The 17,984-nt window shown below is 37.8% G+C and carries 15 protein-coding genes; 1 reads left to right on the plus strand and 14 read right to left on the minus strand.

The window, feature by feature from the left end; genetic code table 11:
• Positions 1-5: 5 nt before the first annotated feature.
• From HBN42_RS06885 to HBN42_RS06900, 4 genes are all read right to left on the minus strand, one after another.
• Positions 6-3,506: a S8 family serine peptidase gene (locus HBN42_RS06885; RefSeq protein ID WP_165994330.1), complete on the minus strand. Its 3,501-nt coding sequence runs from the start codon at positions 3,504-3,506 to the stop codon at positions 6-8.
• Between the two features lie 212 nt (positions 3,507-3,718).
• A complete protein-coding gene (locus tag HBN42_RS06890) occupies positions 3,719-4,570 on the minus strand; it encodes a metal ABC transporter permease (protein ID WP_165994331.1) in 852 nt (283 codons plus the stop codon).
• 2 nt (positions 4,571-4,572) lie between these two features.
• Positions 4,573-5,295: a metal ABC transporter ATP-binding protein gene (locus HBN42_RS06895; RefSeq protein ID WP_165994332.1), complete on the minus strand. Its 723-nt coding sequence runs from the start codon at positions 5,293-5,295 to the stop codon at positions 4,573-4,575.
• A gap of 63 nt (positions 5,296-5,358) precedes the next feature.
• The gene (locus tag HBN42_RS06900) at positions 5,359-6,291 is read right to left on the minus strand and encodes a metal ABC transporter substrate-binding protein (protein ID WP_165994333.1); all 933 of its coding nucleotides are present in this window, start codon (positions 6,289-6,291) and stop codon (positions 5,359-5,361) included.
• 144 nt (positions 6,292-6,435) lie between these two features.
• On the opposite strand from HBN42_RS06900, the gene HBN42_RS06905 reads away from it, so the two are divergent.
• Positions 6,436-7,083 carry a metal-dependent transcriptional regulator gene (locus tag HBN42_RS06905; protein ID WP_165994334.1) on the plus strand — a complete coding sequence of 216 codons (648 nt, stop codon included), beginning with the start codon at positions 6,436-6,438 and terminating at the stop codon, positions 7,081-7,083.
• A 217-nt stretch (positions 7,084-7,300) separates the two neighbouring features.
• Here HBN42_RS06905 and HBN42_RS06910 read toward each other — a convergent pair whose 3' ends face one another.
• The 10 genes from HBN42_RS06910 to metG all read right to left on the minus strand — a co-directional run bounded on the left by HBN42_RS06910 (position 7,301) and on the right by metG (position 17,905).
• Positions 7,301-7,993, minus strand: a complete 693-nt coding sequence (locus tag HBN42_RS06910) for a 5'-methylthioadenosine/adenosylhomocysteine nucleosidase (RefSeq protein ID WP_165994335.1) — start codon at positions 7,991-7,993, stop codon at positions 7,301-7,303.
• Positions 7,994-8,010: 17 nt separating this feature from the next.
• On the minus strand, positions 8,011-8,274 hold the full coding sequence (gene macP, locus HBN42_RS06915) for a cell wall synthase accessory phosphoprotein MacP (protein ID WP_165994336.1): 264 nt from the start codon (positions 8,272-8,274) through the stop codon (positions 8,011-8,013).
• Positions 8,274-8,828: an NUDIX domain-containing protein gene (locus HBN42_RS06920; protein ID WP_165994337.1), complete on the minus strand. Its 555-nt coding sequence runs from the start codon at positions 8,826-8,828 to the stop codon at positions 8,274-8,276. Before HBN42_RS06920 ends, macP begins: the two co-directional genes overlap by 1 nt.
• A 28-nt stretch (positions 8,829-8,856) precedes the next feature.
• Positions 8,857-10,242 (minus strand): bifunctional UDP-N-acetylglucosamine diphosphorylase/glucosamine-1-phosphate N-acetyltransferase GlmU, encoded by a 1,386-nt coding sequence (gene glmU / locus HBN42_RS06925; RefSeq protein ID WP_165994338.1) that lies wholly within the window; start codon positions 10,240-10,242, stop codon positions 8,857-8,859.
• 95 nt (positions 10,243-10,337) lie between these two features.
• Complete coding sequence (locus tag HBN42_RS06930; RefSeq protein ID WP_165994339.1) at positions 10,338-11,303, minus strand: Gfo/Idh/MocA family protein; 966 nt, start codon at positions 11,301-11,303, stop codon at positions 10,338-10,340.
• Between the two features lie 80 nt (positions 11,304-11,383).
• The gene (locus HBN42_RS06935; RefSeq protein ID WP_165994340.1) at positions 11,384-12,082 is read right to left on the minus strand and encodes a 3-oxoacyl-ACP reductase; all 699 of its coding nucleotides are present in this window, start codon (positions 12,080-12,082) and stop codon (positions 11,384-11,386) included.
• Positions 12,075-12,311 carry a DUF2829 domain-containing protein gene (locus HBN42_RS06940; protein ID WP_165994341.1) on the minus strand — a complete coding sequence of 79 codons (237 nt, stop codon included), beginning with the start codon at positions 12,309-12,311 and terminating at the stop codon, positions 12,075-12,077. The genes HBN42_RS06935 and HBN42_RS06940 overlap by 8 nt, the downstream gene beginning before the upstream one ends.
• 199 nt (positions 12,312-12,510) lie before the next feature.
• Positions 12,511-13,854: a branched-chain amino acid transport system II carrier protein gene (gene brnQ, locus HBN42_RS06945; RefSeq protein ID WP_165994342.1), complete on the minus strand. Its 1,344-nt coding sequence runs from the start codon at positions 13,852-13,854 to the stop codon at positions 12,511-12,513.
• 279 nt (positions 13,855-14,133) lie between these two features.
• Positions 14,134-15,783, minus strand: a complete 1,650-nt coding sequence (locus HBN42_RS06950; protein ID WP_235925339.1) for a phosphatidylglycerol lysyltransferase domain-containing protein — start codon at positions 15,781-15,783, stop codon at positions 14,134-14,136.
• Positions 15,784-15,898: 115 nt separating this feature from the next.
• Entirely contained in the window at positions 15,899-17,905 is a 2,007-nt protein-coding gene (gene metG / locus HBN42_RS06955) for a methionine--tRNA ligase (RefSeq protein ID WP_165994343.1), read from the minus strand.
• Between the last annotated feature and the right edge of the window lie 79 nt (positions 17,906-17,984).

Below are 17,984 nucleotides of genomic sequence, written 5' to 3' on the forward strand. Positions count from 1 at the left end.
AGCTTTTAGTCAGTTTTCTTTTTCTTTGAGTTGACAGAAAATAGTAAACCAGATATGAAAAGCATGAGAGCTGCTATAATACCGCTTCTTTCTTTTGAATTTGTTTGTGGTAAGCTTGCTTGTTGAGGAACTTCTTGTGCAAGGGTAGAAAGTGATGGTTTTTGCTCAGTCTGATTTAGAAGAGATTTAACAACTTCTTTGTCATGACTTGTTTTCTCCTCATTAGGAGAAGGCATCTCTTTCTTATCTTCTATCTCTGGATCTTGTTGACCTTCTTCATTTTCATGATCAATAGAATCTGGATTTACTTTTGGAGCTTTGAGTAACTCTTCTAATGTTATTGAACTGTAATTTCCTGATCTATCTTCACTTACAAGGAACAATTTATCAAGTTCATCAAAAGAAATTGTGGATGTTACTTCAGTAAGCTCATTTTCATAACTCTCTGGGATTTCAAAGACACCCTCTGCTGTCTGTTCAAAGACAGTGAAACTTGGTGCTTCTTTAGTTCCAAAGTTATAGTAGAGACGGTGACGGTAACTGTCACCTTCATTTGGGAAACTTACTGTTAATTTTCTAGTCTCTACATCTAAGCTAGCAGATAAAGGTAAGGCTGGTTTTGTCAAATCAACCTTGATCTTAAAGTCTGTAAACTGCTCCTTAGCATTTTGACTAAGAGGACGATAAGAAACACGATAGATGTAATTTCCTTCTGGAACGGTTTGACCATTTTGATCTTTTCCATACCAAGTTGTCTGCTCCAACAACCCTTCTTTTAGCTCATTTGTATTGTATTGTTTGTGGGCATAGGCTGTTAATTCACTTTGCCAAATAGGATTCTCTAAATCTCCCTCTTTAAAGACATAGGCCTTGATATCTTTAACATTTCGTAAGAATGCCCCTTTAAAGGTAACCTCGTCCATGTTTTTATCACCATTAGGAGAAATACTTAAATAAGCTTGTCCATCAACAAAGTAGAAGGAACGTACCAAACTTCCATCACCTTTGGCATAGCTTCCTAAGAAGTCTCTGCTGCCAGCGTCTTCTTCTAATTCAGCTTCAAATCCAGGGCTCTTACTTCCTTCAATGATTGACCATGGAGTAAAGTGAGTGAATAGACCTGTAACATTATTTTCTTTGATTTCTTTAATTTGGTTAACTTCGAAATCTTCCGTTCTTTGTCCATTACTTGGTTGATAATAGAAGGTACCATCTAAACTTTGGTAAATTGGTGTTTCAAGAGCTTGCAAGTCAGCAAATTGACCTCTAAAGCCAATGAAAGGTATTGAAGCACGGCCTGATTGATCACCTTTTTCTTTAAAATGAACAAATCCATCAACAAAGAAGCCATTCTTCATCTGGTCAAGAAGTTCTTTAGAGAAGCTGCTAATATCAGCTTTGATCTCTACCCATTTTTCTTCTTTTGCCCCAAGTGTAATTGTTTGCTCTGCTGTTTGTAAAAGTAATTTTGATTGTAGTTGGAACTTCCCATCTTTAACTTCATCTCTCAAGAGACTTGCATGGTAGTTAAAGACTTTAGGACTCTTACTTAAGTTATGAACCTTAACCTTGATAACAAACTGATCTTCTATATTAGATAGGTTTACCTTAGCTTCATCGCCTGTACCAGTCAGATAAATCTCAGTGTCAAGAGCTCTCTTAGCATTAACTGCCCCTGCTCCTTGTTGTCTTGGAGAGTAATAAGTTCCAGTATTAGGATTAAGAAGAGGATCAGCTGAGCTCATTAACAATTTTTTGGTTAGACTTAAAAGTTTATCTGCTGACAAATCAGGATATTTTTCTTGGATAGCTTTTTTAACTAAACTGATGATCCCTGTCACGTGTGGTGTTGCCATACTTGTACCTGACATGGTTGAGTAGTCATCAGCAGGACTTACAGAAGAAATCTCATAGCCAGGAGCAGCTATATCTGGTTTAAAATTACCATCAGCTGTCAAGCCCCAAGTTGAAAATCCAGTCATTTGAGCTCCACCAGGAACAGCAAAGACTTTTTGTTTTTGAGTAAAAGTAGCTTTCAAACCTACCAGTGATTTCAAGCTATCAAAATCTTCTCGGCTGATAAAGCCTAATGGGAAGTTCCCTTGATAGTTAAGAGGTAAAAGAGGTTTCTTATAGTCTTCATTATAAATGAGAAGACCAGCAGCCCCCTTCTTCTCAGCAAGAGAAGCAGTTTTTTGAGAAGAGCTTACTGTAGCATAATCTACTAGAACAACTTTTCCTTTTAAATCATTTTCATCAAGTTCCTCTAATGATGTTTCAGTAAGTACAAGGTCAAAGCTTGCATCTTTAGGGAAGGCACTTGTTATTCGAGTTGCAATTTCTTGGTTCCCCTTGTCTGATTGAATACTAATAACTTCGCTTATTGCAGAAGGGCTAACATATGCTGCTACAGTTAAAACATGATCTGTTGAAGCTGGTGTTCCAATTAAACCATAATCAGGATGTTGAGCTAGTGGCTTACGTGCTGAACCACCCATTGCACCATCATTGCCGGCAGCCACAATAATAGCCACCCCTTTATTTTTAGCATCATTCAGAGCCTTTAAAATAGCTTCATTGAGTTCTTGACTAGCTTCGGCAGTATTACCTAAACTGATATTGATAGCACTTGCTCCCATGGCCAAAGCGTCTTCAATAGCTAGGGCATATAGTTCTTGCATTTTGCTAGGATTCTTTGGTGTTCTTACCTTTAAGAACATGATTTGAGCATCAGGTGCTACACCCTGCATTAAATAAGAATTTTTATCTGACTTATGAAGACTTGCAGCTGCAATACCAGCAACATGTGTTCCGTGTTCTAAATCTTTTCTTTCTACGCCAGAGGTATCAAGACCATTATTATAATCATGGAAGAAAACCAGCTTGTGGTTAATCCATTTACCACGACTGATATTTTGTTTTTTCTTTTCTTCTTCTAGAGTTACTTCGTCTTTAAAACGATCTTTATCATCTTGTTCTTTTGAGAAAACAGGATGTTTTTCATCGATTCCACCGTCAATAATGGCAATCAACTGTCCACTGCCTTTACCAACTTTCTCCCATAAGTCTTTAATATGAGAAGGGTCAACCTGATCAATTAAAAGTCCTTTGGCCTTAACTTCCTCTTCTGTCAGAAGTCTTTTGGGATTAGTAGGAGCTGCTGCTTCCTCTTCATCCCCAAAATCGCCAAGTGAATCATCACCAAAGTCTGGTACTTCTAAAGACCCATCAACTCTTCCATCAACACCACCCTCAAGATCAAAGTCCAAGTCTTTTTCTCCAAAATCTTCTTCTGAAGAATTAAGTTTTGATGACTCAGTCCCTTGTGCCTGTGAATCAACACTATTAGTTGCTGGCTGTGTAGCGTCAACAAGCTGAAGTTGATTATTGTCAGTTTCCACTTGTTCTTCTGCAGATACGGCACCAGCCTGAGCTAGAAGTATGCTAGTTGTTGCTAAGGTTAAAGCAATTATGATTTTTTTCTTTGAGTGATGCTTATTATTCACTGTTATTATTTTCCTCCCGAAAGGTTTCAATTATTTTTAGAAACTAGTTTTATCATAAATAAAAAGGTCAGAATATAAAAATCTATTTTTTAAACTCAACTTCAAGATGTGACTAACCTTGTCAGGAGGCTAAAATCTTTTTGACACTTGCTATAAAGATTAAAAAGCATCAAAAAAGTGAAGAAAATTTCATTTTCCTTCACTCCATATGTCTAGGGCTGAACCTTATTTTTTAAAACTTTTTTGAAAAAACATTGTTTAGGCGACAAGAAAAAACTAATAGCAAAGATCAAGGAAGCTGTTAAAACAATGCTTGAACCAGCTGCAATATTAAATGTATAACCCACATAGAGGCCTAAAATTGAAGTGATTGCCCCTAAAGCTGAGGATATCACTAACATTGTCTTTAAGCTATTAGCATACAAATAGGCTGTAGCAGCAGGTGTTATCAGCATGGCTACTATCAAGATGGTTCCCACACTCTGCATGGCAGTGACTGCCACTAAGGTTAAGAGTATCATCAATAAGTAATGATAAAAGGCCACATTGATTCCCATTGATTTTGCTAAGACAGGATCAAAAGAAGTTAGTAGCAACTCTTTAAAAAATAAGATAATTAAAGAGAAAACGACAATGGAAACTACTATGGTTACCCACTTATCACTGTCTTGAACAGCCAAGATATTACCAAACAAAATATGAAAGAGGTCTGTGGAACTATTAGCTATCCCTATCAATATGACCCCAAGAGCAAGGAAGGAACTAAAAGTGATCCCAATAGCAGTGTCCCCCTTAATAACACTATTTTCCTTAATAAAGGTAATTAAAGCAGAGGCCAGCAGCCCAAAAATAATGGCCCCGACAAAGAAGTTAAGGCCTAAAATAAAGGATAAGGCAACACCAGGTAAAACAGCGTGAGAAATAGCATCTCCCATTAAAGACATTGATCTTAAAATGATGAAACAACCTACTGCTCCCGAAACTAAACCAATGACTATGGCAGTTATCAATGCATTTTGCAAAAAGTGATAAGTCATTAGCCCTTCTATAAATTTATAAAACATTCTTAGTTTTCCTTTCTGACAATCAGGTCTTTACCATAAGTTTCTGTTAAATTGTCCACAGTGAATACTTCTTCCACAGGTCCATAGGCTTTTAATTCCCTATTTAACAAAATAAGCTGATCAAAGTATTGACTGACTTTACTCAGATCATGGTGCACAACTAAGATTATCTTACCTGCTTTTTTCAATTCTTTTAGTAAATCAACAATAATACTTTCACTAACGGAGTCAATACCCACAAAAGGCTCATCTAAGAAGATATAGTCTGTCTCTTGAATCAGACATCTGGCAACCAGCATCCTTTGAAATTGACCGCCAGATAAAGATTTAATAGGTCTATTAGCAAAATCTTCCAAGCCAACCTCTTTTAGATAAAAATGAACCTTCTCATATTCTTTTTTTCCAACCCTGCGAAAAAGTCCTAGTTTGGTATAGGTACCTAAGGATACACATTCCTTAACTGTGATTGGAAAATTATAGTCAATCAGACTCCTTTGTTCAACATAGGCAACCAGATTTCCCAGGTTCTTACTTTTTTTATGACCAATATTGACACTCCCCTGATGGTCAACCAGGTTTAAGAGTGCCTTCATAAGGGTCGACTTGCCGGCTCCGTTTGGTCCAACAATTCCTATAATTCCAGGCTCTTTAAGTGTTAAAGAGCAATTGTCTAAAGCTAAATAGTTATTATCATATGCAACTGATAAATTTTTAACACTTATCATCTTTTCCTCCTGAAAATAAAACAAAGCACAAGTCCACTAAGAGATACTGTGCTTTATCTTATATTATTTTGCCAAGCCTTCTGAAATTTTATCTAAATTCCATTTCATCATAGCATAGTAGCTATCCCCATCTTTACCTTTTTTGGCAATTGAATCTGTAAAGATTTCAGAGTAGATTGGAATACCACTATCTTTTGAAACAGATTTCATTGGACGGTTATCAACACTTGACTCAACAAATAGAGCTGACGGTTTTTTAACTTTTAATTTCTTAATTAAAGCTGTAATTTGGTCTGGTGTTCCTTCTTCTTCAGTATTGATTTCCCAAATGTAAGCAGATGGAACTTTATAAGCTTTTGAAAAGTATTTGAAGCAGCCTTCACTTGTTACAATAAGTTTTTTGTTTTCAGGAATCTTATCAAATTTTGATTTTGCTTCCTTGTCTAATTTCTCTAGTTTTGCAACATAAGTATCTAAATTTTCTTGATAAAATTTCTTATTTTTTGGATCTTTAGCCATTAACTGCTTAGCAATATTTTTAGAATAAATAACACCGTTTTCTAAATTAAGCCAAGCATGAGGATCTTCTTTTCCTTTTTCACTTTGACCTTCTAGGTAGATGACATCTATACCATCACTAACAGCGAAGTAGTCTTTGTTCTTTTCTTTTTTAGCATTTTTAACTAGTTTGGTAAACCAAGCTTGGCCACCATCTTCTAGGTTAATACCATTGTAAAGTATCAAATCGGCAGAACTTGTTTTTTCAACATCCTCTGGTAGAGGTTCATACTCGTGGGGATCCTGTCCAATTGGCACAATGCTATGTAAATTAATTTTATCTTTAGCGATATTTTTAGTCATATCAGCGATAATAGAGTTGGTAACAACGACATTAAGTTTCTCTTTTTTAGCATTTTTTGCCCCACCGGTACTACATCCTACAAGTAAGAGGAGGGATAAAAATGCAGTGAAAATAAGACTTAACTTCTTATTCATGTGCTTCTCCTTAATATAAGTTATATTATTAATTAAGTGTATTTAATTATAATATTAATATATATTACTATATATCTTTTGTCAAGATTTTTTTCCAGAATTTTGTTATAATAATCGTTACAAATAAGAGAAAGGCCTAATGAGATGACGCCTAATAAAGAAGATTACTTAAAATGTATTTATGAACTGGGGGAAGAAGACATTAAAATGTCTAACAAAATGATTGCTGAAAGGATGCAGGTTTCTGCTCCAGCTGTTTCAGAAATGATTAAAAAAATGATTTCCCAAGAATGGATTGTTAAGGACCCGACCAAAGGATATTTATTGACAGAAAAGGGCCAGAACCTTGTGGCTAACTTGTACAGAAAACACCGCTTAATAGAAGTCTTTCTTATCAATAAATTGGGTTACAGTACAGAAGAAATCCACCAGGAAGCCGAAGTTCTTGAGCATACTGTTTCAAATACTTTCATTGATCGTTTAGATGAAACCTTAGGTTTTCCGACTTTTTGTCCTCATGGAGGAACCATTCCAAGGAAAGACCAACCCCTAGATGAAATTAACACCTTACGCCTAAAACAAGTCAGTGAACTTGGACAATATGAACTCAGTCGCGTTCATGATCAATTCCATCTTTTGAAGTATTTAGAAAGTCATAACCTCAGTATTGGTACAGTCTTTACCTTGGAACAAATTGATTCCTATGCTCAGACCTTTACCATTTCTTATGCTGATAAAAACTTGGTCATCCCTGTTAACATTGCTAAAGAACTATTTGTTAGCAAAAAATAGAGCTCTTGCGACTTAAAAGGGGCCTACCTGACCTTTTAGCCACTATTTTTCCTGATTGCATATAAAAACTCCCCTAAAAGCCGATCTTGGCCCCTTAGGGGAGTTTCTTTTTATCCTAAATCTAGAAAAAAGAGCCTATAAGGCTCTTAGAAAAAGTTGGAGCTTATAAGCATCCTCTTTTCTTTACCTTCTCAGGAAATAGCTGAGCAGATAAGTGTTATGCTAATTTTTTGAGAAAAGCCATTAGAGTTTTAGCTGATTTCTTACCAGCTTCTATGATGAACTGATCAAAGGTAATATTAGCATCATGAGCTGCTGTATCACTCATGGCACGTACCACAATAAAGGGTTTTCTAGCTGCAAAGGAAGCTTGGGCAATGGCTGCCCCTTCCATTTCAACAGCCAAAACCTGAGGAAAGTGGCCTTTGATAGCATTTATTTTATCTTGACCAGCAATAAAGCTATCCCCAGTTGCTACTAAGCCTATTTTGCTATTTGTAGCTTCTTCATCCAAGACCTGTCTAAAGATCTTAACAAAATTGGGATCACTCTCATAAAAGAGCGGCCGCATAGGCATTTGTCCAAAGTCATAGCCGAAGGCCGTCAAATCCACGTCATGGTAGACTAAACTATCAGCCACCACAACATCTCCAATGGATAAATCTGCTGCCACAGCTCCTGCAGAGCCCGTGTTAATGACTGCATCAACTTTAAAGTTGTCCACAAGTATAGCTACAGTCATAGCAGACATAACCTTACCCACTCCTGACTGGACTAATACCAAATCATGTTTACCATATTTTCCACAATAGTAAGTGTTTGAAAGAACTTGCTTTTGTTCACTGATCTCCATATTTTGAACAAGGGTGCGTAGCTCTTCTTCCATTGCGGCAATAATGCCAATTTTCATTTTATTTCCTTTTCTATCTAAAGGTTAAATACTGCATAGACCAGTAAGGCAATTAAGATAATCAAGGCGATCAGTAGTAAATTTAGTTTTGACTGGAACTGATCACGCTTAGCATTTTCAATGCGTCGACTTTTATAGATTCTCTCCTGATTGGAATCATCAGAGTCACCAGAGAAGGTCACAACTTTTGTATCAAAATCTTCTACATAAAAGTCGTCTTCGATCTTCTCGCCTCTGTTTGCTCTTTCAATGATGTCATCAGTTAACAAGGATTTACCCATTACTGTTCACCTCCAACTCTTAAGGCAAAATAATCAAGGGCAATAATCGTTTTCGCATCAACTATTTTCCCTTCTTTAACCAATTCCATACATTCCTGATAAGTCAGTTCATAAACTTCTAGAACTTCATCATCATCCTGTGGACGTGGATTCTCTACTTTTTCAACGGTTTTTGCTAAATACAGTTTTATCTTTTCATTAGAGAAGCCAAGGGCTGTATAGAACTCGTGAATCAATTCTAAATCACCTTTATAGCCTGTTTCTTCTTCAAGCTCACGCGCTGCCGCTTCTTTTTCTGATCCCTCTTCACCAGCTTCTAATTTGCCAGCAGGAATTTCGTAGGAAGTAGCATCAATAGCTTTACGAAATTGTTTGACAATTAAAATCTTATTGTCCGCTGTGATTGCTAGAACAGCAACTGCTCCAGGATGCCTTACTAACTCTCTTTTTGCCTGACCTAGACCATTGGGAAGCTGGACATCTTCAACAAGAACATCAATAATAGCGCCCTTATAGATTTCCCGGCGTTTTAATGTTTTTTCTTCAAAGTTCATCTGGCTTCCTCCTTATTATGGCCTATCTTTATTTCTTTAACTGACTAGGATGGTGAGGAAGGCGTTTAGCATAACCTTCTTTGACCACCTGACGGCTTCTACCAATAGCTATGCTATCAGCGGAGACATCTTTTGAAATAGTTGATCCTGCTGCTGTTAGAGCCGCTTTCCCAATTTTAACTGGGGCAATAATGGTTGAATTACTTCCAATAAAGGCATTGTCACCAATAATGGTTTTGTATTTGTTTTGTCCATCATAATTAACTGTAATGGTACCAGCTCCAACATTAACACATGAACCAATTTCTGCATTGCCAATATAGGTCAAATGTCCAGCCTTTGTTTTTTCTCCAATGCTTGATCCTTTGACTTCGACAAAGTTTCCAATGTGAACATCTTTTTCTAGGTTTGAACCTGGACGGATATGAGCGTAAGGACCAATGGTAACACCGTCTGCCACTTTAGAATCAACTATAGTTGAGCTGGTAATACAGACAGATTGACCAATTTCTGAATTGCTGATGCAAGTGCCATTGGTTAGCACTGTTCCCGAACCAATTTTGCTCTGCCCTTTTAAAGATACATTAGCTTCAATAAGAACATTGGGTTCAATGACAACATCTCTTTCAATATAAGTTGAGTGAGGATTTTGAAAGCTCACGCCATTGATCATATGTTCTTTGTTAATGCGGTCTCTCATCACTTCTTCAGCTGTAGACAAGGCCAGACGATCATTTACCCCTAAGCTTTCGTTGAAGTCTTTGAGAATATATGCCCCGACTTTTTCTTTATTTTCTCTGAAAATAGAAATGACATCAGTCAGGTAGTATTCCCCTTGGGCATTATTGGTATTTATGCTTTTAAGTGCTTCAAATAAGCGTTTGTTATCAAAGAGATAAGTTCCTGTATTGATTTCCTTAACTTCTTGCTCAAAGGCGTTGGCATCTTTTTGTTCCACAATTTTAAGAACTTCATCATCATTGTTACGGATGACACGACCATAGCCAAAAGGATTTTCTGCCTTAGCTGTTAATATGGTTGCAACATTTTTATGATTAACATGAAAATCAATAAGGTTTTTCAAACTCTCACCAGTAATCAAAGGCGTATCACCAGCAATGACAAGTGTGTTCCCTTCAAGTCCTGATAAAGCTTCTTCAGTCATCATTACGGCATGACCGGTACCTAACTGCTCTGTTTGGAGGGCAAAATCTGATTTATTTTCTAAAACTTCTTTTACTAATTCTGCCTTATGACCAATAACGGTTACATTTTTTTCTGGATTGATGGCAGAGACACTTCTGAAAACATGCTCTAACATCGTTAAACCAGCTACCTTGTGCAGCACTTTTGGAAGGTCCGATTTCATGCGAGTACCTTTACCCGCTGCTAGTATGATTGCATAATTTGTCATATACTTTCCTTTATTATTAATGAATATTACTTCATTATAGCATAAAATCTCTGCCTTTGCAGAAAAAACGAGATTGAAAGGCCAATCTCATTCAGTTATACCAAGCTTTCAGCAGCTTTCTCTAAGACTTGCATAACAGCCAAACTATGTTGAAGAGCTTGATCAACTTTTTTAACATCTTTTTGATTAATAATTTCCTGGAAAGCTTTAAACTCTGCTACCATACGGTGCTCTGACTGATTTAGATTAAGGACTAGAGGCTCTTGTCCCCTTACTGCTACTTGGACTTGTGGAAGGGTATTTGTTGCTCCAAGAACAGCTATGGAGCCTTGATTTCCCTGAATAGTTGATCTAATATCAGCCTCACAATCTTTAGCTCCAATGCAGACTACTTTAAACTCTTCATAATCAAGTAAGAGGACGCCTGAAGTATCAACTCCTCTTTCCATGTTTGCCATATAGCTGACATCCTTTGGCTGACCAAATAAGCCTACAACCAAGTGAATGTTGTATATATTTAAATCTCTTAAAGCACCGCCACCCTTACTGGCGTCAAAGGCTGGGGCAATCTGACCTTCCTTAAAGGCATCATAGCGTGAGGAATACTGAGAGTAATTACATTCAACTATTTTGACCTGACCAATTTGCTTAAGATTTTCTTTGATAAAATGAAAATTCTCCAAGTATTGGTTGGTAATAGCTTCAAGCAAAATAAGGTCTTTTTCCTTTGAGATCCTTACCAGCTCTTCTAGCTCAGATAGGCGTAAGGTAAAGGGTTTTTCACAAATAACATGTTTTCCTGCAAGCAGACCTTGCTTAGCCATTTGATAATGAAGATGGTTAGGGCTGGCAATATAAAGAGTATCAATTTCTGGATAGGATAAAAGCTCTTCAAATTGACTAAATGCTTTTTCTATAGCAAACTGCTCTACTAAGGCCTGGGCCTTTCCAATACTTCTAGGTGTTGAAAGAATAGCTTTCAAGTCTATCCCATCTATTTCTGATAATACAGGTAAGACATCTTCAACAATTTTACCTGTTCCAACAATGGCTAATTTCATAGTATCTCCTTTTATTATCTTGTGTTTGTATATCTACTATCATGCAAAATACTTCTTACTGACTCTTGATTTTTGCCAGGCTATTTCAAGGTCCAACCACCGTCAATCTTGATAATTTCTCCCTGTAAAGCCTGAGCCTTCCCAGAAGCCAGAAAGGCTGTCAATTCAGCAACTTCTTCTGGGACAATCCATCTGCCAATAGGTGTTTCTTGGGCCACCCACTTAGCTAAGCCACCAGGTTCAAAATCACTGGCAGTCATTGCTGTTTTAACAGCACCTGGGGCAATTCCAAAAACCTGAATTCCATCTGCTGCGTAATCCAGTGCCAACTGTTTAGTGAATCCAGCTAAAGCGTGCTTGCTGCTGGTATAGGCAGCACCGCCACCACCGGCTACAAAACTAGCAATAGAACACATATTGATGATGATACCCGATTTTTGGGCTTGCATTTTTTTAAGATAAAAACGGATGATCTTAACCACTGCAAAAAAATTCGTTTCAAAAACTTGGGCAAAATCATAAGGGTCACTTTCCAGTAGAGGCTTATAAGAATCGAGAATCCCTGCAGTATTACAGATGATATCAATCTGAGGAAGGAATTCAAATAATGCCTGCAAATCAGTTCTGACATCTAAGTGCAAAAAAGAAAAATCACCCTCTAATTGTGGGGACTCAGAGAGGTCAACCCCGTAAACCTCATAACCCTTATCTAATAGCAATTGGGCTTGGGCCTTCCCAATTCCTGAGGAAACCCCTGTAACCAGAACCTTCTTAGTCATCCACTTCAACCCAATCTGTCGCTAAAATATCACATACTGTTGGTGACCACATTGAAAAACCTTCGCCATCACCAGAAACATTAATGAGAAAATAAGGGGTCACATCTAAGGCCTGGCCATTTTGCTCAATACGATCAAACAATTGAACATAGTTCTCAGCTCCACCCCAACCTTGTCGGACATATTTTCTCTTCTTTTTCAAACCTGGTAAAATCTCTTCAAATGTCATATTTTTCTCCTTTTGTTTCTTTTTAATATTATAGCATCAATATCCCAATGTGTTAGCTTTTTTAGTTTAATGACAGTATAGATTAAAAGACACCCCTAGACAAGGTGTCTTTTGTTTTGATACTTTTCCTAGGTGGTGGAAAAGCAAAAAGCTATTAAAAGTGTGTGATCAGGCTGTTACCTGTTCTAAAAAGTTCCTTCTAGGCTTCCGCTTGAAAACGAGTGAGGTCAAAGGCCTGCCCCTTTTGTTTATCTGGTAGAATCAATGCCACTAGTAAACCTAATAGTGTTGGCATGAACCAGCCCATTGAGATGGCATGAAAAGGCAGATAAGCCACCAATTGATTTAAGATATCAAGCTTAAGAAGACTAGCTAGCACTTCCAAAAATGAAACGAGGGTGACCAAAGCAATGGTCACAGACATTCCTCTTTTGGACAAGGGTAGAAACTTGTTGAGCAAGATAATAATAACCATGACAATAACGATAGGATAAAGCAGAGTGAGAACTGGTAGGGAGAACTTAATCACAGCATTAAGTCCAAGATTAGCCACTAAAAAGCCCACAAAAGAGAATACCGCCGCAAACAATTGGTAGTTGCCAAAGGTAAAATGCTTATCAAAAAATTCGGAAACAGAGACAATTAAGCCAACAGTAGTCGTAAAACAGGTCAAAACAACCATGAAACTTAGGAAAAGACGACCAAAGGAGCCAAATAACTGATAAGAAGCATGGGCTAAGATATAGGCTCCCTTATTAATATTGGGATCAGCCAGAACCTCTGAAGGAATGGCAAATTTATTACCTAAAAAGGCCAAACCAGTGTATAAAATGCCAAAGGCTAAGCTGGTAACAATACCGACCACCCAAATTGTCGATAGGTATTCTTTTTTACTCTTAAAACCAAATTGTTTTAAGGTTTCACTGGCTACCAAACAAAAGGCCACAGCAGCTAGGGCATCTAAGGTATTATAACCAGCTAGGATACCTTTTCCCAAAGCACCAGTCAGATAAGTCGCACTAGTTTCTGAGCTAGGAGCGGCTCCAAACTTTACTGCTCCTGCAACAACCAAAGAAAGAATCAAGATAGCAAAAAGAGGGGTTAGAATCTTGCCAACACTGGTCATAATATTATTAGGTCTAAAGGCCAGCAAAAAGGCGGCCAAAAAGTAAAGGGCTGTAAAAATGAAAAGAGCAAGTGAACTCTGTCCCACTAGAGGGCTTAGGCCGACTTCAAAGGAAACAGTTGCAGTCCTTGGAATAGCAAACAAGGGGCCAATGGTTAGATATAGAACAACCAAAAAGCTCAAGGAAAACCAAGGGCTAAACTTGCTATCCATCTCTTCTTTATAGCCTCCATTAGTCAGGGTTCCGACCAAGAGGGTGACAACAGCTAAGCCAACACCTGATAGGCAAAATCCTATAATAGCAGGCCAAAATTGACTGCCAGATTCAGCACCTAGAGCAGGGGGGAAAATCAGATTTCCAGCTCCAAAAAATATTCCAAACAACAATAAACCTGTCAAAAATCCTTTTTTAACCATTTACGAGTATTATGTAAGCTCTTTGCTTACACCTTTCTATTGAAATTTATCCTCTACAATCTGAACTTTCTAATACTAAAACTCAAGTTTTCAAGGAATTGTTTTCTATTATATCAAAAATTGAAGAATAATCTATATTTTTTCGGAATTTTCTAACAATTAACCACCCATAATAAGAACCAAGCCTATCTAAGCTTGGTTTAATTTTTAGATTACTACTTCTCAGCAAATTTTCTCAGCTACCTACAGAGACAAGAACAAAGGAAGTGAAAAAGTAGCCTAGTTCTTCTTGTCACTCTGATAGGAAGCCTTCAAGAGGGCTAAAATAACCAGGGGAAAAAGAGTCTGCTTGGGATAGGCAATGTAGTAAGGAACCCAGTAGTGCGCAAATTTCTCCTTGTATTTTCTTAGGCCATTAAAGGAATAAATCTGAGAGCCATAGCGGTAGAGTAAATGTCCCAACTTTTCAGTGAAAAAACTGAAACGGTATTGACCAACTTTGGATAGGGGACTCATTCCTATATTAAAGCTAGAGATACCTCTTTCTTTGGCATAGGTAATGATCTGAATAAAAAGAACATCCATAACACCCTTGGGAGCTTCCTTAGAGTAGCGCATTAAGTCAACAGACAAGGAATCCTCAGACTTGGAGTATTCCAAGCTGGCAAAGGCCACTACCTCTCCGTCTACGTTTGATAAGGTGGCCATATCAGCATGTGACAGGTAGGCTGGATCAAAATTACCCAGAGAAAAGCTCATTTCCTGCCGGCCATTTAACCAATCCTTTGAGACTTTTGACAATTCCTCTAGGAAGGCCTGGTTATAAGGAGGTGAGACTACTTGAAATTGGAAACCAGCTTTTGTGACCTGATTAGTGACAGACCTTAAATTCTGCCTTTTCTTCCCTGATAGAGTAAAATTCTCAGGGCTGACCATTCCTTCTTCTCCTAGTTTGATAAAGTCAAAGCCATAATCATGAATGGATAAAACCTGGGACTCTGAGATTTCATAAAAAACTGGATGAAAGTTATAAGTGTCAGCTTCTGTCATAAAGGCAGATAGGGCCTGATCAAAGTAAGTTTGATCCCCAATAAAATCTCCCATGACCAAGAGCTTATCTCCAATTGGCTTAAATTGCAGAGCCATCATATCTTGTCCATCCTTTTGGAAATACCAAATCCGTTTATCTCCTAAAAAGGCAAGATTACTGTAATGATGATCCCCTTTTTCAAGAACAGCCAGATAGCGTTGTTGATCAAAGACTTGACCGATATAGTGACGCCTTTTCTTTAGGGAAATCATAAAAATAAGAAGGGAGAGGATCATGACTAAGAGGCCTAACAAGCCCATAAACCACCAATGCAGAGAAGGCACAGAAAAATGCTCTGCCACGGGCACCCGCACCGGATGATTCCTACCAACTAAATTCCTGTAGCCCAAAAGAAAATAAGAAATAATCAGGAAAAGCCAGATCAAGCCATCCAATAAACCATCTTCAGCAGTGATAATCAATTGCTGACGATACAAAAGAGACCGACTAAAGCAAAGAAAGGCGATTAACAAGCTTAATAAGAGGGAGGGAAAGACACTGCTGTAAAAAAAGAGGGTATAAATAAAGGACAGTAACAGAAAAATCAGGGTTGGGAAAAATGCCTTCTGATAACGGTTACCAATTGCCCTGCCACATATTAACAAGGAAAAGCCCAGCATTAGACTTGGCACCTGTCTAATCAGAACCACTCCAGTAAAACCATAAAGCTTATCCCTAATGATTGGCAGATTAATAATACTGTCATGACTGGTCACCATCAAAACCAGGGTTATTCCAGACAAATAAAACAAAAAAATCATCAAATAGAAGAAACCATTAACTATGATATCCTTTAACAATTGATTCTGTTTTTCCTTAAAAAATGTGAGTACTTTCAAGCAATCCCCTCTTTTCTAATGATCATTGACTTTTCTAGTTAACATAAAAATCATTAAAGAAACCTTAAAAACCAGTAAAAAGAGTAAAAGCATCTAACTTTTACTCTCTCCTTTCCTAACCAATGATAGAACCATTTGGTACAGACGGATCAACCGTTAATACAGATAGCTTGCCATCAAACTCTGCTGATAAAATCATGCCTTGGCTGACATATTTTTTCATCATCTTACGTGGCTTGAGATTAGCGACGATCTGTAATTTCTTACCGACTAATTCTTGTTCCTTAGGATAGAACTTAGCAATGCCTGATAAGATTTGACGATCTTCTCCGTCACCAGCATCTAGTCTGAAGCGCAGCAATTTATCAGAACCTTCGACTCTAGAAACTTCCTTAACTTCGGCTACACGGATTTCCACGGCATCAAAGGTCTCAAACTTAATCTCTTCTTTTTCAGATTTTAGTTCCACTTCTTCTGGTATCCACTCTTTTTCTTTTGGAGAATTAGCAGAGCCAGCTTCCATTTCTTGCTTGATAAAGACAATTTCTTCTTCCATATCTAAGCGTGGGAAGATCGGTTGCCCTTTAGCAATGACTTGGCTCTTTTCAGGTAGAGTAGCAAGTCTTAGATTTTCTAAATCAAAATCTGTCGATAAACCAAGCTGCGTCATAATAGCATTTGACGTTTCCATCATGAATGGTTGAATGAGATGAGCCACCACGCGCAAGCTAGCTGCCAAATGCGCCATGACAGAAGCTAATTGCTCCTTATCACCGTCTTCTTTTGCAAGCATCCATGGAGCTGTTTCATCGATGTATTTGTTGGCGCGTGAAATGATTGACCAGACTGCATCAAGAGCGCGTGGGTAATCAACAGCTTCCATTTGTTTGTGGTAGTCAGCGATTTTTTCATCAACCAAGTTGGCTAAATCAGCATCATATTCAGTGACATTTTCAACATAAGTTGGGATCTGACCAGCAAAGTACTTGTTAATCATAGCAATGGTACGGTTAAGGAGATTTCCTAGGTCGTTGGCAAGTTCATAATTGATGCGACCGACATAATCTTCTGGTGTAAAGGTACCATCTGAACCCACTGGCAGACTTCTCATCAAATAGTAACGTAAAGGATCTAGTCCGTAGCGTTCTACTAACATCTCAGGATAAACCACATTACCTTTTGATTTGGACATCTTGCCATCTTTCATGACAAACCAACCATGGGCAATTAGACGTTCTGGCATTTTCATGTCTAACATCATCAAGAGAATTGGCCAGTAGATGGAGTGGAAACGAAGGATGTCTTTACCAACCATGTGAAAGACCGTGCCATTCCAGAATTTATCAAAATTAGCATGGTCTTCTTGACCATAGCCAAGTGCTGTCGCATAGTTAAGAAGAGCATCAATCCAAACATAAACAACGTGTTTAGGATTTGAAGGGACTGGTACTCCCCAGGTAAAGGTTGTCCGAGAAACTGCTAAATCTTCCAAGCCTGGTTCAATGAAGTTTTTAAGCATTTCGTTCATACGACCATCTGGTTGAATGAATTCTGGGTGTTCATTAAAGAAGGCAACAAGCTTGTCAGCATATTTACTGAGGCGAAGGAAATATGACTCTTCTGAAACCCATTCTACCTCATGCCCTGATGGTGCAATACCACCTGTAACATTGCCTGCTTCATCTCGGAAAACCTCTTCTAATTGGCTTTCTGTGAAAAATTCTTCATCAGACAAGGAATACCAGCCAGAATATTCACCAAGATAAATGTCATCTTGGGCAAGCAATCTTTCAAAAATATCAGCAACCACTTTTTCATGGTAGGCATCTGTGGTACGAATGAATTTATCATAAGAAATATCAAGTAAAGACCATAATTCTTTCACATCTCTAGCCATACCATCAACATAAGCTTGTGGTGAAACACCTGCTTCTTCTGCCTTAGTCTGAATTTTTTGGCCATGTTCATCTAAGCCAGTTAAGTAGAAGACCTCATGGTTCATCATGCGTTTATAGCGGGCTAAAACATCACAGGCAATGGTGGTGTAAGCTGAACCAATATGAAGCTTGCCAGATGGGTAATAAATGGGCGTTGTAATGTAAAATGGTTTTTTCTCAGTCATTTTAATTCCTTTCAAGGCTAATGAAACCTTATTGCATTTTCTATTATCTCTATAATACTTTATTATAGCATATTAGGCT

This window comes from Streptococcus catagoni (assembly GCF_011421425.1).
Lineage (GTDB): Bacteria > Bacillota > Bacilli > Lactobacillales > Streptococcaceae > Streptococcus > Streptococcus catagoni.

Excerpts from the sequence above, each read along its gene's own strand:
- HBN42_RS06930 (WP_165994339.1), bottom strand. The coding sequence starts at position 11,303 with ATGAAATTAGCCATTGTTGGAACAGGTAAAATTGTTGAAGATGTCTTA.
- HBN42_RS06900 (WP_165994333.1), bottom strand. The coding sequence starts at position 6,291 with ATGAATAAGAAGTTAAGTCTTATTTTCACTGCATTTTTATCCCTCCTC.
- metG (WP_165994343.1), bottom strand. The coding sequence starts at position 17,905 with ATGACTGAGAAAAAACCATTTTACATTACAACGCCCATTTATTACCCA.
- HBN42_RS06935 (WP_165994340.1), bottom strand. The coding sequence starts at position 12,082 with ATGACTAAGAAGGTTCTGGTTACAGGGGTTTCCTCAGGAATTGGGAAG.
- HBN42_RS06910 (WP_165994335.1), bottom strand. The coding sequence starts at position 7,993 with ATGAAAATTGGCATTATTGCCGCAATGGAAGAAGAGCTACGCACCCTT.
- HBN42_RS06890 (WP_165994331.1), bottom strand. The coding sequence starts at position 4,570 with ATGTTTTATAAATTTATAGAAGGGCTAATGACTTATCACTTTTTGCAA.
- HBN42_RS06920 (WP_165994337.1), bottom strand. The coding sequence starts at position 8,828 with ATGAACTTTGAAGAAAAAACATTAAAACGCCGGGAAATCTATAAGGGC.
- brnQ (WP_165994342.1), bottom strand. The coding sequence starts at position 13,854 with ATGGTTAAAAAAGGATTTTTGACAGGTTTATTGTTGTTTGGAATATTT.
- HBN42_RS06905 (WP_165994334.1), top strand. The coding sequence starts at position 6,436 with ATGACGCCTAATAAAGAAGATTACTTAAAATGTATTTATGAACTGGGG.
- macP (WP_165994336.1), bottom strand. The coding sequence starts at position 8,274 with ATGGGTAAATCCTTGTTAACTGATGACATCATTGAAAGAGCAAACAGA.
- HBN42_RS06895 (WP_165994332.1), bottom strand. The coding sequence starts at position 5,295 with ATGATAAGTGTTAAAAATTTATCAGTTGCATATGATAATAACTATTTA.
- glmU (WP_165994338.1), bottom strand. The coding sequence starts at position 10,242 with ATGACAAATTATGCAATCATACTAGCAGCGGGTAAAGGTACTCGCATG.
- HBN42_RS06940 (WP_165994341.1), bottom strand. The coding sequence starts at position 12,311 with ATGACATTTGAAGAGATTTTACCAGGTTTGAAAAAGAAGAGAAAATAT.